Annotated in this window: 16 protein-coding genes; 13 read left to right on the top strand and 3 right to left on the bottom strand. The window is 64.1% G+C overall.

Annotated features, from left to right (window positions below; translation table 11 throughout):
* Position 1 precedes the first annotated feature (1 nt).
* The 7 genes from LB564_RS30540 (at position 2) to LB564_RS30510 (ending at position 8,109) form a co-directional block, all read left to right on the top strand.
* The gene (locus LB564_RS30540) at positions 2–826 is read left to right on the top strand and encodes an ABC transporter permease (RefSeq protein ID WP_140702868.1); all 825 of its coding nucleotides are present in this window, start codon (positions 2–4) and stop codon (positions 824–826) included.
* Complete coding sequence (locus LB564_RS30535; protein WP_140702869.1) at positions 826–2,481, top strand: ABC transporter ATP-binding protein; 1,656 nt, start codon at positions 826–828, stop codon at positions 2,479–2,481. The genes LB564_RS30540 and LB564_RS30535 overlap by 1 nt, the downstream gene beginning before the upstream one ends.
* 111 nt (positions 2,482–2,592) lie before the next feature.
* The gene (locus LB564_RS30530) at positions 2,593–4,179 is read left to right on the top strand and encodes an ABC transporter substrate-binding protein (protein ID WP_224542781.1); all 1,587 of its coding nucleotides are present in this window, start codon (positions 2,593–2,595) and stop codon (positions 4,177–4,179) included.
* An 83-nt stretch (positions 4,180–4,262) separates the two neighbouring features.
* The gene (locus tag LB564_RS30525; RefSeq protein ID WP_224542780.1) at positions 4,263–5,102 is read left to right on the top strand and encodes an alkaline phosphatase family protein; all 840 of its coding nucleotides are present in this window, start codon (positions 4,263–4,265) and stop codon (positions 5,100–5,102) included.
* Positions 5,103–5,448: 346 nt separating this feature from the next.
* Positions 5,449–6,015: a sigma-70 family RNA polymerase sigma factor gene (locus LB564_RS30520; RefSeq protein WP_224542810.1), complete on the top strand. Its 567-nt coding sequence runs from the start codon at positions 5,449–5,451 to the stop codon at positions 6,013–6,015.
* Entirely contained in the window at positions 6,012–6,680 is a 669-nt protein-coding gene (locus tag LB564_RS30515) for an anti-sigma factor (RefSeq protein ID WP_224542779.1), read from the top strand. Before LB564_RS30520 ends, LB564_RS30515 begins: the two co-directional genes overlap by 4 nt.
* Positions 6,670–8,109: a S8 family serine peptidase gene (locus LB564_RS30510; RefSeq protein WP_224542778.1), complete on the top strand. Its 1,440-nt coding sequence runs from the start codon at positions 6,670–6,672 to the stop codon at positions 8,107–8,109. The genes LB564_RS30515 and LB564_RS30510 overlap by 11 nt, the downstream gene beginning before the upstream one ends.
* 11 nt (positions 8,110–8,120) lie before the next feature.
* Here the strand turns inward: LB564_RS30510 and LB564_RS30505 are convergent, their stop codons facing one another.
* A complete protein-coding gene (locus LB564_RS30505; protein WP_224542777.1) occupies positions 8,121–8,615 on the bottom strand; it encodes a hypothetical protein in 495 nt (164 codons plus the stop codon).
* Between the two features lie 99 nt (positions 8,616–8,714).
* On the opposite strand from LB564_RS30505, the gene LB564_RS30500 reads away from it, so the two are divergent.
* Entirely contained in the window at positions 8,715–9,623 is a 909-nt protein-coding gene (locus LB564_RS30500) for a LysR family transcriptional regulator (RefSeq protein WP_224542776.1), read from the top strand.
* Here the strand turns inward: LB564_RS30500 and LB564_RS30495 are convergent.
* On the bottom strand, positions 9,620–10,642 hold the full coding sequence (locus tag LB564_RS30495) for a substrate-binding domain-containing protein (RefSeq protein ID WP_224542775.1): 1,023 nt from the start codon (positions 10,640–10,642) through the stop codon (positions 9,620–9,622). The genes LB564_RS30500 and LB564_RS30495 overlap by 4 nt on opposite strands.
* A 363-nt stretch (positions 10,643–11,005) precedes the next feature.
* Between LB564_RS30495 and LB564_RS30490 the strand changes: the two genes are divergently transcribed.
* From LB564_RS30490 to LB564_RS30470, 5 genes are all read left to right on the top strand, one after another.
* The gene (locus LB564_RS30490) at positions 11,006–12,361 is read left to right on the top strand and encodes an ABC transporter substrate-binding protein (protein ID WP_224542774.1); all 1,356 of its coding nucleotides are present in this window, start codon (positions 11,006–11,008) and stop codon (positions 12,359–12,361) included.
* 174 nt (positions 12,362–12,535) lie between these two features.
* Positions 12,536–13,549, top strand: a complete 1,014-nt coding sequence (locus LB564_RS30485; RefSeq protein WP_140702885.1) for a carbohydrate ABC transporter permease — start codon at positions 12,536–12,538, stop codon at positions 13,547–13,549.
* Between the two features lies 1 nt (position 13,550).
* Entirely contained in the window at positions 13,551–14,705 is a 1,155-nt protein-coding gene (locus tag LB564_RS30480; protein ID WP_224542773.1) for a carbohydrate ABC transporter permease, read from the top strand.
* Between the two features lie 4 nt (positions 14,706–14,709).
* A complete protein-coding gene (locus tag LB564_RS30475) occupies positions 14,710–16,374 on the top strand; it encodes an alpha-glucosidase (protein WP_224542772.1) in 1,665 nt (554 codons plus the stop codon).
* A gap of 31 nt (positions 16,375–16,405) precedes the next feature.
* On the top strand, positions 16,406–17,518 hold the full coding sequence (locus LB564_RS30470; protein WP_224542771.1) for an ABC transporter ATP-binding protein: 1,113 nt from the start codon (positions 16,406–16,408) through the stop codon (positions 17,516–17,518).
* 80 nt (positions 17,519–17,598) lie between these two features.
* Here LB564_RS30470 and LB564_RS30465 read toward each other — a convergent pair whose 3' ends face one another.
* Entirely contained in the window at positions 17,599–17,844 is a 246-nt protein-coding gene (locus LB564_RS30465; RefSeq protein WP_224542770.1) for a DUF680 domain-containing protein, read from the bottom strand.
* Positions 17,845–18,026 lie beyond the last annotated feature (182 nt).

Below are 18,026 nucleotides of genomic sequence, written 5' to 3'. Positions count from 1 at the left end.
TATGCTCGATATTAAACGCATCCCCATCCCCGCCCTGATCGGCCTGGTGCTGACCGCCCTGTTCGTGCTGGCGGCGATCTTCGCGCCGTGGATTTCACCCCATGACAATGCCGAGATCGTCGGCGACGTCTGGGAACCGATGTCGGCGGTTCATTGGCTGGGCACCGACAATCTCGGCCGCGATCTGTTGTCACGCATGATCTATGGCGCCCGCATCACCCTGTTCATCGCCGTGCTGGCCACCGCGCTGTCGTTTTCGCTCGGCGCCATACTGGGCTTTTCGGCCGCCGTGTTCGGCGGCTGGTTCGACACCATCCTGTCGCGCCTCGTCGATCTCCTGATGTCGATCCCGACATTGATCATGGCCCTGGTCGTGCTCTCCGTGCTGCCGACGAACCTGGTGACGCTGATCCTGGTCATGGGCGTCCTCGATTCGACCCGCGTCTATCGCCTGTCGCGCGCGGTCGCCGTCGACATCAACGTCATGGACTATGTCGAGGCCGCCAAGCTGCGCGGCGAAGGCAGCGCCTGGATCATCTTCCGCGAGATCCTGCCCAATGCGCTGTCGCCGCTGGTCTCGGAACTCGGCCTGCGCTTCATCTACGCGGTGCTGTTCCTGTCGACGCTGTCCTTTCTCGGCCTTGGCGTACAACCGCCGGACGCCGACTGGGGCGGCATGGTCAAGGAGAACAAGGACGGCATCGTCTTCGGTATCGCCGCCGCGCTCATTCCGGCTGCCGCGATCGCGGCCCTTGCCATCTCGGTCAACCTTGTCGCCGACTGGATCCTCAACCGCACGACAAGCCTGAAGGGAGGACGCGGGTGATGGCTGACGGCAAGGCAAAGTCCACCCCACTGCTCGACATCCGCAATTTGCGCATCGAGGCCACCGTCTATCCCCCCGGCGAGGCGCCGAAGAACATTGTGTTGGTGCACGATGTCTCGCTGACGCTGGAGAAGGGTAAAGTACTGGGCCTGATCGGCGAATCCGGTGCCGGCAAATCAACCATCGGCCTGTCGTCCATGGGCTATGGCCGTGGTGGCGTGCGCATCACCGGCGGCGAGGTGATCCTCAACGGCCGAGACATCCTGAAGGGCGGCAAGGAAGGTTTCCGCAAGCTGCGCGGCCGGGAGGTCTGTTATGTCGCGCAGTCGGCGGCAGCCGCCTTCAATCCGGCGCACAGGCTGATGGACCAGGTGGTGGAAGCCACGCTGCTGCATGGTACGGCAACCCGCGCGGAGGCCGAGAAGCGGGCTGTCGCGCTGTTCAGGAAGCTCAGCCTGCCCAATCCGGAAACCATCGGCGAACGGTTTCCGCACCAGGTTTCGGGTGGCCAGCTGCAGCGCGTCATGACGGCGATGGCGCTGTGTTCCGAACCGGACCTGATCGTCTTCGACGAGCCGACCACGGCGCTCGACGTGACGACGCAGATTGACGTGCTGGCGGCGATAAAGGACGCCATCCGCGACACCCATGTGGCGGCGCTCTACATCACCCACGACCTTGCTGTCGTCGCCCAGGTGTCGGACGAGATCATGGTGCTGCGCCACGGCCGGCTGGTCGAATGGGGCGGCACCCGCCAGATCATCAAGGAACCGCGCCAGGAATACACCAATGCGCTGGTCTCGGTGCATGAGATCGAACACCAGGAGCAGAACCCGGGCGCCACGCCGTTCCTGTCGGTCAAGAACGTCACCGCCGCCTATGGCGGCGGCCAGGTCAAAGTGCTCAAGAACGTCTCGGTCGACATCTATCCGGGCCAGACGCTGGCCGTGGTTGGCGAGTCCGGTTCCGGCAAGTCGACGCTGGCGCGCGCCATCACCGGCCTGTTGCCGCCCGAACAGGGCACGGTAACCTTTGACGGGCGCCCGCTCGCCAACCGGCTTGCCGACCGGCCGAAGGAGGACCTGCGGCAGTTGCAAATGATCTACCAGATGGCCGACGTGGCGATGAACCCGCGCCAGACTGTCGGGACCATCATCGGCCGGCCGCTCGAATTCTACTTCGGCATGCGCGGTAGGGAACGCGACAAGCGCGTCGCCGAACTGCTCGACGAGATCGAGATGGGCAAGGGCTTCGTCGACCGCTATCCGGCGGAGCTTTCGGGGGGCCAGAAACAGCGCGTCTGCATCGCCCGCTCGCTCGCGGCCAAGCCGAAGCTGATCATCTGCGACGAGGTGACATCGGCGCTCGACCCGTTGGTCGCCAACGGCATCCTCAAGCTGCTGCTCAACCTGCAGCAACACGAAAAGGTCGCCTACCTCTTCATCACCCACGACCTGGCGACGGTGAAGTCGATCGCCGATTCGATCGCGGTGATGTATCGCGGCGAGGTGGTGCGCTACGGCTCCAAGAGCAAGGTGCTGACACCGCCCTTCGACGCCTATACCGACCTTCTCTTGTCGTCCGTTCCGGAAATGGAGATCGGCTGGCTGGAAAAGGCGATCAAGGGCCGGCGCATGGCCAGCGCGGGGAACTAGTGAGCGGCTGGCCCTCAAGCGGCCATCGTCATCCGTGTGCAACACTAGGACGCCATGTCCTTCCGGACAGGCGTCGCTGGTGTGACGTTGTTTTCAACAAAGGGGTAGGACATGAAGACTGAACTCGACCATCTCGCCGATCTCGCTGGCCAGGGCCGGATATCGCGTCGCGACTTCCTTGGCCGCACAGCGGCACTGGGTGTGTCGGCGGCGCTGGCAACGACGCTGGCCGGGAAAGCCTTCGCACAGAGCCCGGTCAAGGGCGGCATCCTCAAGGCTGGCCTGCAGGGCGGCGAGTCGACCAACAGCCTCGACCCGGCGCTCAACCTCAGCCAGGTCACCTACAGTTTCAGCAAGCAGTGGGGCGAGTACCTTGCCCGGCTGAGCCCGGACAACAAGCTCGTCAACCTGATCGCCGAGGAGATCGGAGCCTCAAAGGATGCCAAGACCTGGACGATCAAGGTGCGCGATGGCATCGAGTTCCACAATGGCAAGACGGTCGCCGCCCAAGACGTTGCCGCCACCATCGAGCGCCATGCCGACGAGAAGTCGAAGTCGGGCGCGCTCGGCATCCTGAAGAACATCAAGGGTGTCAAGGCCAGCGGCAAGGAAGTCATCGTCACGCTCGGCGATGCGGACGCCGATTTCCCCTATCTGATGGCCGACTACCACCTCGTCATCCAGCCGAATGGCGGCAAGGACAATCCGAACGCCGGCATCAGCGCCGGTCCCTACAAGGTCACCGTCAACCAGCCGGGCGTGCGTCATGGCGGCGAGCGCTTCGCCAACTACTGGCAAGGCGAAAAGTTGGGCCATGCCGACCAGGTCGAGATCGTCGTCATCAATGACGCGACGGCGCGGCTTGCCGCGCTGCAGGGCGGCCAGGTGCACATGATCAATCGCGTCGAGCCGAAGGTTGTCGACTTGGTCAAGCGTATTGCCGGCGTCAGCATCGAGAACGTCTCAGGCAAGGGCTACTACCCCTTCAACATGTTCTGCGACACCAAGCCCTTCGACAACAACGACCTGCGCATGGCGCTTAAGCTCGCCATGGACCGCGACGAGTTGTTGGAGAAGATCCTGCGCGGCTACGGCTCGGTCGGCAACGACTTCCCGATCAACGAAGCCTATCCGTTGTTCACTGCCATCGAACAACGCAAGTTCGATCCCGAGAAGGCGGCAGCACTGTACAAGAAATCCGGACACAGTGGCTCAATCGTGCTGCGCACGTCGGACGTCGCCTTCCCGGGTGCCGTCGATGCGGCCCAGCTTTACCAGCAGAGCGCGGCCAAGGCCGGCATCAAGATCGAGATCAAGCGTGAGCCCGGCGACGGCTACTGGTCCGAAGTCTGGAACAAGCAGCCTTTCTCGCTCTCCTACTGGGGTGGACGCGCCACCCAGGACCAGATGTATTCCACCGGCTATGTCTCGACCGCCGACTGGAACGACACGCGCTTCAAGCGGCCGGAATTCGACAAGATGCTGTTCACGGCGCGCGGCGAGCTCGATCAGGACAAGCGCAAGGCGATCTACCACGACATGGCGATGCTGATGCGCGACGAAGGCGGCCTGATCGTGCCGTTCTTCAACCAGTTCATCGACGCCGCCGCCACCAACAAGATCAGCGGCTTCGTCAAGAGCCCAATCGGCGAAATGATGGACGGCTACGCGCTAGGCGAGTGCTGGCTGAACGCCTGATGCTTGCCTGCCACTGAAAAGCGCCGCGTGTCCGTGCGACACGCGGCGCACTCGATTCAACAGACAATCGCATGGAGCTGCCCGTGGCGCTCAAGACCAAGCTTCTGCTGATCATCCTCGATGGCGTGCCCTACCGGAACTGGCGCCGGCTGATGGGCAATCTCGAAGGCTGGGTGCAATCGGGCGAGGCGCGGGTCTGGAAAATGCGCTCGGTACTGCCGTCGACCTCGGCCTGCTGTTATGCCTCGATCCACACCGGCGTGTCGCCGCAGGTGCACGGGATCCTGTCCAACGAGAACCGCTTCCGCGTCGCGCAGCCGGACATTTTCTCGGAAGTCAGCAAGGCCGGGGGCAAGACAGGTGCCGTCACCCATTCCTACTGGTCGGAATTCTTCCGCTCCTACCCTTTCGACCTTGTCGAGGACATGGAGTATGACGAGCCTGGCGGGCCGATCACGCATGGCCGCTTCCACACCATGACCGGCTACAATCTCAAGAACCAGATGACGCCGAGCGACGTCGACCTGTTCGCGACGTTGACCATGCTCACCCGGCGCCACGGCATCGACTACGGCATCCTGCACACCTGCACGCTGGATTCGATGGGCCATCGCTTCGGCCATGACTGTCACGAGATGGACCATGCCTGCTACGCCATGGACGCCATGTTGGCGGCCTTCCTGCCGGGCTGGATCGACGCCGGCTACGAGGTCATGGTCACCGCCGACCACGGCCAGACCGACCGCGGCCACCATGGCGGCCATGACGACGAGATGCAGGATTTCGCCCTTTATTATTTTGGCCAGGGCAAGGGGCCGGAGGCGGAGGTGCTGCTTGATCAGTTGCAGCTCGCGCCGACAGTGTTGAGCCGGCTGGGCGTAGCGATACCCGAGACGATGAAGGCGAAGGTGTTTCTGGGGTAAGCGTTCTTGCAGCGCTGGCGATTGGCGAAACCGTCGATGACAGCGCCCCTCTCCCGTCTCTAAACGGGGAGAGGATGCCGGCAGCAGGCAGGTGAGGGCGGCGCCAGCGCTGGGTAAGACAGCAGGGCAAAGTTTCAGCCTTTGAGTCCGGACGATCTAGCTGTTGGCGACAGCGCCGCCCCTCATCCGCCTGCCGGCACCTTCTCCCCGTATAGTGACGGGGAGAAGGGATCCGCTGGCCACGTCCTCACTCTTCGGTTAGCCTCCCAAAATTCCTTGGCGGAGGATGAACCTTTTTGGACCGATCGACGACAGAGCAGACAGGAGCCAGGCGGCTCAACCGGCCATGACGGCGGCGGCGGAGACCGATCGCGTGCTTGTCGACCGGGTCGCGAAGGGCGACCGTGCCGCCGTGCGGCTCCTGTTCATGCGTCACCACGCGCGGATCTACCGCTTCGTGGCGCGCCAGACGGGATCGGAAATGATGGCTGACGATATCGCGAACGAGGTGTTCCTCGAATTGTGGCGCCAGGCCCCGGGCTTCGAAGGGCGCTCCGAAGTCTCGACATGGCTGCTCGGCATCGCCCGCTTCAAGGCGCTCTCGCTGCTGCGCAAGAAGAAGGAAGACTGGATCGACGACGAGGCCGCGGCGCAAGTGCCCGACAGCGCCGATACGCCCGAGGTCGTCACCATGAAGGAGGACAAGGCCGCCGCCTTGCGCCGCCTCATCGACGCTCTGCCCGAGGAGCACCGCACGGTGATCGACCTCGCCTATTATCAAGGGCAATCGGTGACCGAGATCGCGCAGGTGCTCGACATCCCGGTCGCGACCGTCAAGACCCGGATGTTCTACGCCCGCAAGAAACTCGGCGAAGCCCTGAAGGCCGCCGGTTACGACAGGGGGTGGCCATGAGCGCCGCTGAAAAGATGTCGCGCCGCGACGAAATGGAAACGCTGCTGCCGTTCTACCTGAACGGTTCTCTGGAAGGCTCCGACCTCGAAGCCATCGAAGAGTGGCTGGCCAGCGATCCGGCGGCACTTGCGGCACTTGGCGAGGCGGAAGCCGAATTCTCCGGCACGTCGGCGGCCAATGAGGCGATCCGCCCGCCGGCCGATGCGCTCAGCCGCTTCGCCAAGGCGCTCGACGCCGAGGCAGGGCCCGCACGCAAGCCGGCAAGCGCGTCCTGGCTGGCGCAGGCCTGGGGCCGCTTCATGGCGGTGCCGGTCGGGGTCGCCTGGGCGACGGCCGCGGTGCTGCTTGCCTTGATCGCGGTGCAATCGCTGGTGCAGCCTGGCGGCAAGGGTGGCAATTTCGAGATCGCCGGCACGGAGGAGGATCTGGCCAAGATGCCGTTCGCGCTGGTCAAATTCAAGCCGGATGCCAAGATGGCCGACATCGCCGTCTTTCTCGACGCCAACAAGCTCAAGATCATCGGCGGACCGACCGCCGACGGTGTTTTCAAGCTCGCCATTCCGGCGACGACCGCCGCCGACTACGACAAGGCGCGCGGCCTTATTGCCGCCCAGCCTTTCGCGGAAACTGTGATCGAGGGAAGGAAACCGGCCGATGGCGGCTGAGGCGCTCGTTCGATTTGCGGCGATCCTTGCGGCGGCGATGACAATCGCCGCCGTGCCTGCATCGGCGCAGACCAACACCACCAACCCCGACCGCGCGAAAATCGATTGTAGCAACGAGGCCAATGCGACAGCGGCCGACTGCGTCAAGGACGGCGGCGGCGCCAAGGGCGGGTCGGGTGCGGCAGAGGCCGGCGCCGTTTTTCTGCCTGCCCTGATCGTCGACCTCTTCCCCAACCCCATCGCCCCTCCGGCACCGGTACCGACACCACGGCCGGAACCCGCCACACCGCCCGGAGGCAACCAGGCCGGCCCGCCGCCGGGTGGGCCGATCGTCTCGCCGACCGATCTCATCGCCGTCCAGCCGCGGCGCGCCGTGACCGGCGAATTCGTGCCCGACGAGGTGCTGGTGACCGTCGATGGCGATGCCGGTGCCGTGCAGCAGATCGCCGCCTCCTTCGGCCTTGAAGTGCGCTCGCAGCGCCAGTCCCGTCTGCTCGGCACCACTTTGGTGCGTTTCGGCATTCCCGATGGCCGCCCGGTCGGCGTCGTGCTGGCGCAGCTTGCCGCCGACGGCCGCATGCAGCGCCGCGAGCCCAACCATATCTACTCGCTGCAGCAGGCCGCCGGTATCGTCAACTATGCCTTCGACCGCATCGCGCTCGACGCCAAACAGGCGAGCGGCGAGAATGTGCGCGTCGCCGTCATCGATACCGGCATCGACGACACCAACCCGGCACTTGCCGGCGTCATCGCCGGACAGTTCGACGCCATGCCGGACGTGCCGATCGAGAAGCGCGATCACGGCACTTCGATCGACGGTCTGATTGCCGGCGTCGGCGCGCTGGAAGGCATGGCGCCGGGCGCCAGAATCTACCACGCACGCGCCTTCGAGGGCGGCAAGTCGACCATGGACGTCATCCTGTCGGCGCTCGACTGGGCGGCGGAGCAGAATGTCAGCATCATCAATATGAGCTTCGTCGGCCCGAAAAACGACCTGCTCGGCTCCGCCTGCCGCAATGCCCGCGCACTCGGCATGGTGCTGGTCGCGGCGGCCGGCAACAACGGGCCGAAGGCGCCATACGGCTACCCGGCCGCCTTCGACGGCGTCATTGCGGTAACGGCCACCGACGCCAAGGACGGACTGATGCCGCAGGCCAATCGCGGCGCCTATGTCTTCATCTCGGCGCCCGGGGTCGAGATGGTGGCGCCGAGCGGTGCTGGTTCTGATGTCGTCACCGGGACCTCGTTTGCCGCGGCGATCGTCAGCGGTGCCATCGCCAATCTCATCCACGCCGCGCCCGACCGCTCGGCCGATGACATCGAGAAGGCGCTCGCGGCAACCGCGAAGGATCTTGGCCCCAAGGGGCGCGACAATGATTTCGGCTATGGGCTGCTGGACACCAAGGCCGCAGAGGCGGCGAAGGAATAGCCGGCGATGGCTCAGGCCACACTTTGCCGGGGGCGGAGCAGAAGCCAGAACGCGGCGATGTGCGTGATCATCAGCAGCGGCACATAGATGATCGGGATCGCATAGGTAGCACCCAACTGCTCCGCGTGTTCCGGAAGGCCAGTCTGGATGGCGTGGTAATAGTCGGCGACGAGGTCGACCATGCCTGTCACATTGAAGGCGACGACCAATGTCCAGAAGAGCGGGCGAACTCGCACCGTGAGCAATGCCAGCATGGCCAGCACGCCGGTGGCGAAGTCGCCATAGGCGGCGAACACGGCGAAGCCGGCGGGCAGATCGGGACCGACGACGCCCGGAAGCAGGAAGACGAGCCCGAAGAAGCGGAAGCTGTGCAGCGTGGCAATGGCGCGTAGCGCCGCCACGCGATCCATGCTGCTCAACCAAGGCAGGCCATAGGCACGGAAGCAGAGCAGCCATGCGAGATAGCCGAGAACGAGCTGGACCTGGAACAGTATTTGCGTCGACATCTGGTTTTCTCGCACAGGTGGTCGCGCGGTTCCGCGCGCTTCGACCCTTAGCTAAACCTGCTTCCAGAGTTCGGCCATCCGCTGTAATCAGAACAACCCATGAAGCAGAGCTACACAATACGGCACGGCGCGCTGGACGGAGTCGAGGTGTTCCTGGCTGTCGCAAGGCACCGGAATTTCCGCCGTGCCGCCGCCGAGCTTGCAGTAACGCCGTCCGCCGTGAGCCAGGCGGTGCGCGCGTTGGAAGCGCGCTTGGGAACCGCGCTGTTCGTCCGCACGACGCGCAGCGTCGGCTTGACCGAACCCGGTCAGAGGTTTCTTGACCGCGCCGGCCCGGCCTTCGAAGAACCCGTCTCGGCCGGCGAGGCCGCCCGCGATGTAGGCCAGCGGCCCACAGGGCTTCTGCGCCTGTCGGTGCCCCGCGCCGTCGTGCCGCTGATCTTGGAGCCGATGATCGCGTCGTTCTGCCGGGCTTATCCCGAGATCGAGCTGGAGATCGCCGCGAGCGACGAGATGGTCGATCTCGCCGCCGGCGGCTACGATGCCGGCATCCGGCTTGGCCAGTTCATCGCGCCCGACATGGTCGCGGTGCGGCTGACGCCGCCATTCTCCTTCGTGGTCGTTGGCAGCCCGGACTATCTCGAGCGCCACGGCACCCCCGCACAGGTCAGCGATCTCAGCCGCCATGCCTGCCTGCGCCTGCGCCGCGCGAACGGCGCCATCGCGCACTGGTCCTTCGCCGACGGCAACGGGGCGATCGAGGCGGCGGTCTCAGGCCCACTGATCGCGCACGACTATCCGACCTTGCTGGGAGCCGCGATCCAGGGCGTCGGCCTGGGGCAGGTGCCTCGGCCCGTCGCCGACGGCGCCATCGCTCAGAGAAAGCTCGAGCCGGTGCTGGAGGGCTTTGCCGGCGCGACGCCGGGCGTTTTCCTCTATCATCCCGGCAAACGCCAGGTCCTGCCGAAGCTGCGCGCCTTCATCGATCATCTCAAGTCCGCGGGCTAGCCCGGCGCCCCGGCCACCGAGCCCCTGATCACCAGGTCGACCGGCCAGACCTCGCCGCGCGCGCCGTCCTCCAGTCCCGAGATCCGCGCTGCCAGCCGCTCGGCGATGCGCGCGCCGGCCAGCCGGATGGAGGAGCGTGTCGTCGACAGCGGCACGGAAAAATTTTCCGGCTTCAGCCAGGGAAAGACATCGTCATGGGCAATCAGCGAGACGTCGCCGGGAATGCTGAGCCCGAGATCGCGCACCGCGCGCACGACGCCGAGGGCCATGATCAGGCTGGAGCAGGCGATTGCCGTCGGCGCGCCGTCCTGTTCGAGCAGACGCCGGGCGGCGCGATAGCCGTTCTCTTCGGTCATGACGACGGAAGAGACATGGCGATCGTCCAACATCAGGCCGCTCGCGGCCAGCGCCCGGCGCATCCCGCGCTCGCGGTGAATGGCGAAGGTTTCCCTGTCATCGCCGTTGATCAGCGCCAGCCGCCGGTGACCGAGTTGGACGAGCAGCCGGGCCGCCTCGTGGAAAGCACCCTCATTGTCGATATCGAGATAGGGATAGTCGAAACCGGAGCCCTCGCTGCGGCCATGGACGATGAAGGGAATGCCGAGCGTATTGACCAGCGCCACGCGCCGGTCGGTGGGCCTGGGCGAGGAGATGTAGACGGCATCGACCTGCCGGTTGGCGGCGATGCGCCGATAAGTGGTCTCCTGATCGTCGGCGTCAGCCGGCGACAGGACGAGGTCGAGCTCGTGCGAGCGGGCATAGTCGCCAAGGCCGGAGAGGAATTCGACGAAATGCGGGTCAATGTCGACGGCCGCACCTGTCGGCAGGACGTAGCCGATCATTCCGGACTTGCCGGTGGCCAGCCGGCGCGCGCTCGGATTGGGACGATAGCCGTGGCGCTTGGCGGCATCCATGACGCGCCTGCGGGTTTCCTCGTTGACTTCGGGGTAGCCGTTCAGCGCCCGGCTCACGGTTGTCTGCGAAAGCGCCAGCATATGCGCGAGTTGCTTGAGGTTCACGAGAGGCCTCCTGCCTCAAAGCGCTTTCAAATTGAATCGACCCAAACACCATCAAGGACGCGGCCATATCGCAAGGACCATAAGCGTGCCGGGGCGCGGTTTGAAACAAAAATGCTGTTGCAGTGCCGAAAAAGCATGCTGCGGTGCACTTTCTACGACCCGGGCGGCTGGGAATTAAATCGATTAGCTTGCCCAGCCCCCTTGACTCCCGACCGATTCAATGGCCAGATCACCAAAGCCAAAGCGCTTTGGAAGACTCTTCGAAAGGTTGCGGTTCCTTTGCGACTGAGTCACAGTCCTGCGGCGTCGGCGGGCGGAATGGAGGTTCCGTCCGGTGTATGTGACCCACTGGGAGGAATACCGATGAAGAGAATGCTTTTGCTGGGTGTTGCGTCCGCCGCATTCGCCCTGAGCGCGCCCGCGCATTCCGAACTGAAGTTCAAGCCGGGCGAGGATTCGAAGTTTCACTGGGCGAATTACGACGACCTCAAGAAAGTCGACCTCAAGGGTGAAACCCTGTCGATCTTCGGACCATGGCGCGGCGAGGACGAGACGCTTGTCCGGTCCGTACTCGATTATTTCTCCGAGGCCACCGGCGCGGAGGTCAAATATTCCTCGTCCGAGAATTACGAGCAGCAGATCGTCATCGACACCCAGGCCGGCAGCCCGCCCAACATCGCCGTCCTGCCGCAGCCGGGCCTCATCCAGGACCTTGCTTCCAAGGGCGTGCTGACCCCGCTCGGCGACGACGTCGCGGCCTGGGTGAAGGAGAATTATGCCGCCGGCGAGTCCTGGGCCAAGCTCGGCACTTACAACGGCAAGGACGGCAAGCCCGGCTTCTACGCGCTTCCCTACAAGATCGACGTGAAAGGGCTGGTCTGGTACTCGCCCGACAATTTCGAGGAAGCCGGCTACAAGGTGCCGAAGACGCAGGAAGAACTGGCCGAACTCGAGAAGAAGATCATCGCCGATGGCGGCAAGCCGTGGTGCATCGGGCTTGGCTCGGGCGGCGCGACCGGCTGGCCGGCGACCGACTGGGTCGAGGACATCATGCTGCGCACGCAGCCGCCCGAAGTCTATGACAAGTGGGTGAAGAATGAGATCCCGTTCACCGATCCGGCGGTGGTCAACGCCATCGACATCTTCGGCAAGATCGCCACCGACGACAAGATGGTCGACGGCGGCGCCAAGGCGGTCGCGGCGACCGACTTCCGCGACAGCCCGAAGGGCCTCTTCACCGTGCCGCCGAAGTGCTACATGCACCATCAGGCGTCGTTCATCCCCTCCTTCTTCCCCGAGGGCACAAAGCTCGGCCAGGACGCCGACTTCTTCCCCTATCCGCCCTACGCCTCCAAGCCGGAACTGGGCACGCCGCTCGAAGTCGCCGGAACGCTGGTGATGATCACCAAGGATTCCAAGGCGTCGCGCGAATTCATCAAGTTCCTGCAGATGCCGCTCGCGCATGAATTGTGGATGGCGCAGAAGAGCTTCGTCACCCCCTTCAAGGGTGCCAACAAGGACGCCTATGGCAGCGACGCGCTGAAGAAGCAGGGCGAAATCCTGGTCGGCGCCACGACGGTGCGCTTCGACGGCTCAGACCTGATGCCAGGCAAGGTCGGCGCCGGCTCCTTTTGGACCGGCATGATCGACCTGGTCGGCGGCAAGTCCGCCCAGGACGTCGCCGCCGACATCCAGAAGAGCTGGGACGCCATCAAATAGGCCGCCGCGGCGACCTGATCCTTCCTGATCTTCTTACTGGATCCGGGCTTCGGCCCGGATCCGACCGGCGGCGCACGCCGAAGCCTTCGCGTTTCGATTGTTCCGAACAACTGAAAGTCGGTGCATCCGATCGCCAGCATTCGCCTGGCCGGTCATGCGCAGGGAGAGGGACCCATGGCGACTCAGATTTTCTCGGCAATATTCGTCATCATCATCGGCGTCGGCGGCTGCGTCGCCTATTTCTGGGGCGCCAACAAACTGCTCGACCTGATCTTCCCCGCGCGCGGAGTGTCGGGGACGGCCGCCGTCAACAATCTGCGCCGGCAGGGATTGGTGCGGCCCTGGCTGTTCGTCGGTCCGGCGCTGATCATTCTGACCATCTACCTGGTCTATCCGGTGATCGCGACGTTGTGGCTGTCTTTCTTCGACCGCGGCGGAACGAGTTTCGTGGGGTTCGCCAACTATGAATGGGCGCTGCGCGATCCGGATCTGCGAAACGCGATCCGCAACAACATATTGTGGCTGGCGGTGGTGCCGGCGGCTTGCACCTTCCTCGGCCTCATCATCGCCGTGCTCACCGACAAGATATGGTGGGGCACGATTGCCAAGAGCCTGATCTTCCTGCCGTTGGCCATCTCCTTCGTCGGCGCCAGCGTGATCTGGAAGTTCATCTACGAATATCGCGGCGAGGGCCAGATCCAGATCGGCCTGCTCAACGCCATCATCCAGTATTTCGGCGGCCAGCCGCAGGTCTGGATATCGCTGCCGTTCTGGAACAATTTCTTCCTGATGGTCATCCTGATCTGGATCCAGACCGGCTTCGCCATGGTCATCCTGTCATCGGCGCTGCGCGGCATCCCCGAGGAAACACTCGAAGCCGCGGTCATCGACGGCGCCAACCCGTTCCAGATCTTCTGGAAGATCATGGTGCCGCAGATCTGGGGCACCATCGCGGTGGTATGGACCACCATCACCATCCTGGTGCTGAAAGTCTTCGACATCGTCCTGACCATGACCAACGGCCAATGGAACAGCCAGGTGCTGGCCAATCTGATGTTCGACTGGATGTTCCGCGGCGGCGGCGATTTCGGGCGCGGCGCGACCATAGCCATCATCATCATGATCGCCGTCATTCCGATCATGATCTGGAACATCCGCCAGGCCAACAAAGAGACGGGAGGGCACTGAGATGGCCGTCGCGACCGGAAATTCCTTCGCCAGCCGTTTCGGCGTCCATATCGCGGTGCTCGTCTTCGTGGTGATCTGGACCATTCCCACGCTCGGCATCCTCGTCTCGTCGTTGCGCGACAAGGACCAGATCATCGGCTCGGGCTGGTGGAATTCCTTCGCCAGCTCCAGCCAGACGGAAGCCGGGCGGCTGCCCGCCGCCTCGGCGCAGACCCAAAAAGACGGCAAGTTCGTTCTCGAGGGCAACATTTTCGGCGACGGGGCCAAGCGCAGCATCAGCGCCTTCGGCGTCAAGGCGGCGGCACCGACGCAGTATCCCGCCGGCACATCGGCCGATCTCGGCGACGGCGTGACCCTGCAGGTCAATGCCGACGGCAGCTTCGTCATGGCCTCGCCCAAGGCGTTCGAGGGCGACCGGGGCCAGCGCGTCTACTACGCTTCGTCGGCGCCGCCGAAATTCACCACCGACAACTATCAGACCGTGCTGTTCTCCGAAGGCATCGGCCGCTCCTTCATGAATTCGCTGACGGTCACCATCCCGGCGACCGTCATCCCGATCCTGATCGCGGCCTTTGCCGCCTATGCGCTGGCCTGGATGCGCTTTCCAGGCCGCGCGCTCTTGATCGCGGTCGTCATCGGCCTGCTGGTGGTGCCGCTGCAGATGTCGCTCATCCCGCTGCTGAAGCTCTACAACGGTGTCGGCACGTTCTTCGGCGTGCCGTCCAAGACCTATCTCGGCATCTGGCTGGCGCATACCGGCTTCGGCCTGCCCTTCGCCATCTACCTCCTGCGCAGCTATATTGCCGGGCTGCCGCGCGAGATCATGGAATCGGCGCGCATCGACGGCGCCAGCGATTTCGAGATCTTCGTCAAGATCGTGCTGCCGCTGTCCTTCCCGGTGCTTGCCTCCTTCGCCATCTTCCAATTCCTGTGGGTATGGAACGATCTGCTGGTGGCAATGGTTTTCCTCGGAACGGCGCCCGACCAGATCGTGCTGACGGCCAAGCTCAATGCGCTGCTCGGCTCGCGTGGCGGCAACTGGGAAATCCTGACGACATCGGCCTTCATCACCATCATCGTGCCGCTGATCGTCTTCTTCTCGCTGCAGCGCTATTTCGTCCGCGGGCTGCTGGCCGGCTCGGTGAAAGGAGGTTGAGACTATGCAATCGGCTTTGAAGGCGACTTCGAACCCAGACCCCGCCGTCGACCGCGACTGGTGGCGGGGCGCGGTGATCTACCAGATCTATCCGCGCAGCTATCAGGACTCCAATGGCGACGGCATCGGCGATCTCAAGGGCATCATCGGCAGGCTGCCCTATATTGCCGCCCTTGGCGTGGATGCGATCTGGATCTCGCCTTTCTTCAAATCGCCAATGAAGGATTTCGGCTACGACGTCTCGGATTATTGCGACGTCGACCCGATGTTCGGCACGCTGGCGGATTTCGATGCGCTGACGGCGGAGGCGCACCGGCTGGGCCTCAAGGTGATGATCGACGAGGTGCTGTCGCATACAGCCGACATCCATCCCTGGTTCAAGGAAAGCCGCTCGAGCCGCGCCAATGCCAAGGCCGACTGGTACGTCTGGGCCGACGCAAGGCCTGACGGCACGCCACCCAACAACTGGCTGTCGATCTTCGGCGGCTCGGCCTGGCAGTGGGACACCAGCCGGCAGCAATACTACCTGCACAATTTCCTGGCCGAGCAGCCGGACCTCAACTTCCATAACGCGGAAGTCCAGGACGCGCTGCTCGACGTCACCCGCTTCTGGCTGGAGCGCGGCGTCGATGGCTTCCGCCTCGACACCATCAATTTCTACTTCCACAGCCAGGGGTTGGAAAACAACCCGCCGCTGCCGCCGGAAGAGCGCAACGACCAGACCGCGCCGGCGGTCAACCCCTACAACTACCAGGACCATATCTACGACAAGAGCCGGCCGGAGAACCTCGCCTTCCTGGAGCGCTTCCGGGCGCTGCTCGACGAATATCCGGCGACCGCCGCTGTCGGCGAGGTCGGCGATTCGCAGCGCGGGCTGGACGTGGTCGCCGCCTACACCGCCGGCGGCAAGCGCGTGCACATGTGCTATTCCTTCGACTTCCTGGCGCCGGAAAAGATCAGCGCCGCCAAGGTCCGCTCGGTGCTGGAAGCTTTCGGCAGGGTGGCCAGCGATGGCTGGTCGTGCTGGGCGTTTTCCAACCATGACGTGATGCGCCCGGCCTCGCGCTGGGCCACCGGCGAAGCCGACCCGACGGCCTATCTCAAGGTGATCTCGGCCTTGCTGATGTCGCTGCGCGGCTCGGTCTGCATCTACCAGGGCGAGGAACTCGGGCTCGGCGAGGCCGACCTGCGCTTCGAGGATTTGCAGGACCCCTACGGCATTCGCTTCTGGCCGGAATTCAAGGGCCGCGACGGCTGCCGCACGCCCATGGTATGGGATGGCAGCGCCAGGAATGGCGGCTTCTCGCAAGCAAAACCCTGGCTGCCGGTGCCTGCAAAGCACCTGTCGCAGGCGGTCAACGTGCAGCAAGGTGACGAAACTTCCCTGCTCGAACACTACCGGCGCTTTCTCGCCTTTCGGCGCGCCCATCCGGCGCTGGCCAAGGGTGACATCGCCTTCATCGAAAGCCAGGGCGACACCGTCGCCTTCACCCGCCGGGCGGGCAATGACGAGATCGTCTGCGTCTTCAATCTGGGCGCCGCGCCGGCGAAGGTTGACCTCGGCAGCCGAACCCTTCAACCTTTGCCGGGACACGGATTTTCCGGGCAGGCAAGCACCGGTTCGGTCGAACTCGGCGGTTACGGCGCCTGGTTCGGGCGCATAGGCTAAAAACATCTGAGGAACCACTGGGAGAAAATCAATGGCCGATGTCAATTTGAGACAGGTGAAGAAGTCCTACGGCAATCTCAACATTCTCCACGGCATCGACCTCGACATCAAATCGGGCGAGTTCATCGTCTTCGTCGGCCCGTCGGGCTGCGGCAAGTCGACCTTGCTGCGTTCGATCGCCGGGCTTGAGGAAATCACCTCGGGTGAACTCAAGATCGACGGCGAGGTGGTCAACGACGTGCCGCCGTCGAAGCGCGGCATCGCCATGGTGTTCCAGTCCTACGCGCTCTATCCGCACATGACCGTCTACGACAACATGGCCTTCTCGATGAAGATCGGCAAGGAAAGCAAGGCCGAGATCGACAAGCGAGTGCGGCAGGCCGCCGAGATCCTGCAACTGACCAAATATCTCGACCGCCTGCCCAAGGCGATGTCGGGCGGCCAGCGCCAGCGTGTCGCCATCGGCCGCGCCATCGTGCGCAATCCGAAAGTGTTTCTGTTCGACGAACCGCTATCGAACCTCGACGCGGCACTGCGCGTCGCCACGCGTATCGAGATCGCCAAGCTCAAGGAATCGATGCCCAGCACGACCATGATCTATGTCACGCACGACCAGGTCGAGGCGATGACGCTGGCCGACCGCATCGTGGTGCTGAAGGACGGCCATATCGAACAGGTCGGCACGCCGATGGAGCTCTACAAGAGGCCGGGCAACCTCTTCGTTGCCCAGTTCATCGGCTCGCCCGCCATGAACATCTTGCCGGCGACGGTCGACAAGACGGGCAATCCGACCGTCATCAGCCATATCGGCGGCCGCAAGGCGACGGTGCCGATCGCGACGCCGGCTTCGGCAAAGGGAACGGCGGTCAGCTTCGGCGTGCGGCCGGAAGATCTCGCGATCGCCGACAGTGCGGAGTATCTGTTCGAGGGGACGGTCGACTATGTCGAGCAGCTCGGCGAGGTCCAGCTGGTCTATGTCGACATCGGTCGTGCCGACCTGCCGCTGGTGACCAAGCTGCCGGGCAATGTCGAGGTCAAGCGCGGCTCGACGCTGCGGCTGACCGCCAATGCCGGCGATCTTCATATTTTCGATGCGGACGGCCGCTCCTTTGCCCTCCACGAAGCGGAAGCAAAGGCGGCCTGAAGGAGAGGCCGCTCCGATAAGGCAAAACAAAAGCGGCGGGCAAGGCCCCCCGCTTCTGTTTTCAGATATCGCTTCGGCCGTTAGCGACCAAAGAGGTTCCGGTCGGCGCCCTGAGGAGCCGACTTCTGCACGTCGCCCGACGAATTGAGCAGCTTGTAGACCGGCGAGTCGCTGTTGCGGATCGAAGCCGTATTCGACGTGTCGACATTGACGGTCGACGAAGCCGTAGGCTGGCTGGCGCCGTTGGAGCCATAGTTGTCGCTGCCGGCAAAAGCGCTGCCGGACAGGGCCAGGATGGCGGCGGCAGCGATGAGGATCTTGTTCATTTTAAATACTCCTGAATTTTGAAGCCCGGCGGACCGGCGGGCGAACCCACCGGCCGTGGGATCGGGATTAGTGACCGAAGAGGTTGCGGTCGCTGCCCTGCTGGGCGGGCGCCTGGGTGGCCGGAGCCGACTTGCCGATCGACGCGGTGGCCGCGTTGTCGGTCGAAGTGACAGCCGCCTGG

The sequence above is a fragment of the Mesorhizobium sp. ES1-6 genome, from assembly GCF_020164775.1.
In the GTDB taxonomy this organism is placed as follows: domain Bacteria; phylum Pseudomonadota; class Alphaproteobacteria; order Rhizobiales; family Rhizobiaceae; genus Mesorhizobium.
Note: the sequence above shows the minus strand (reverse complement) of the source record. Positions and strands in the feature narration are given on the sequence as shown.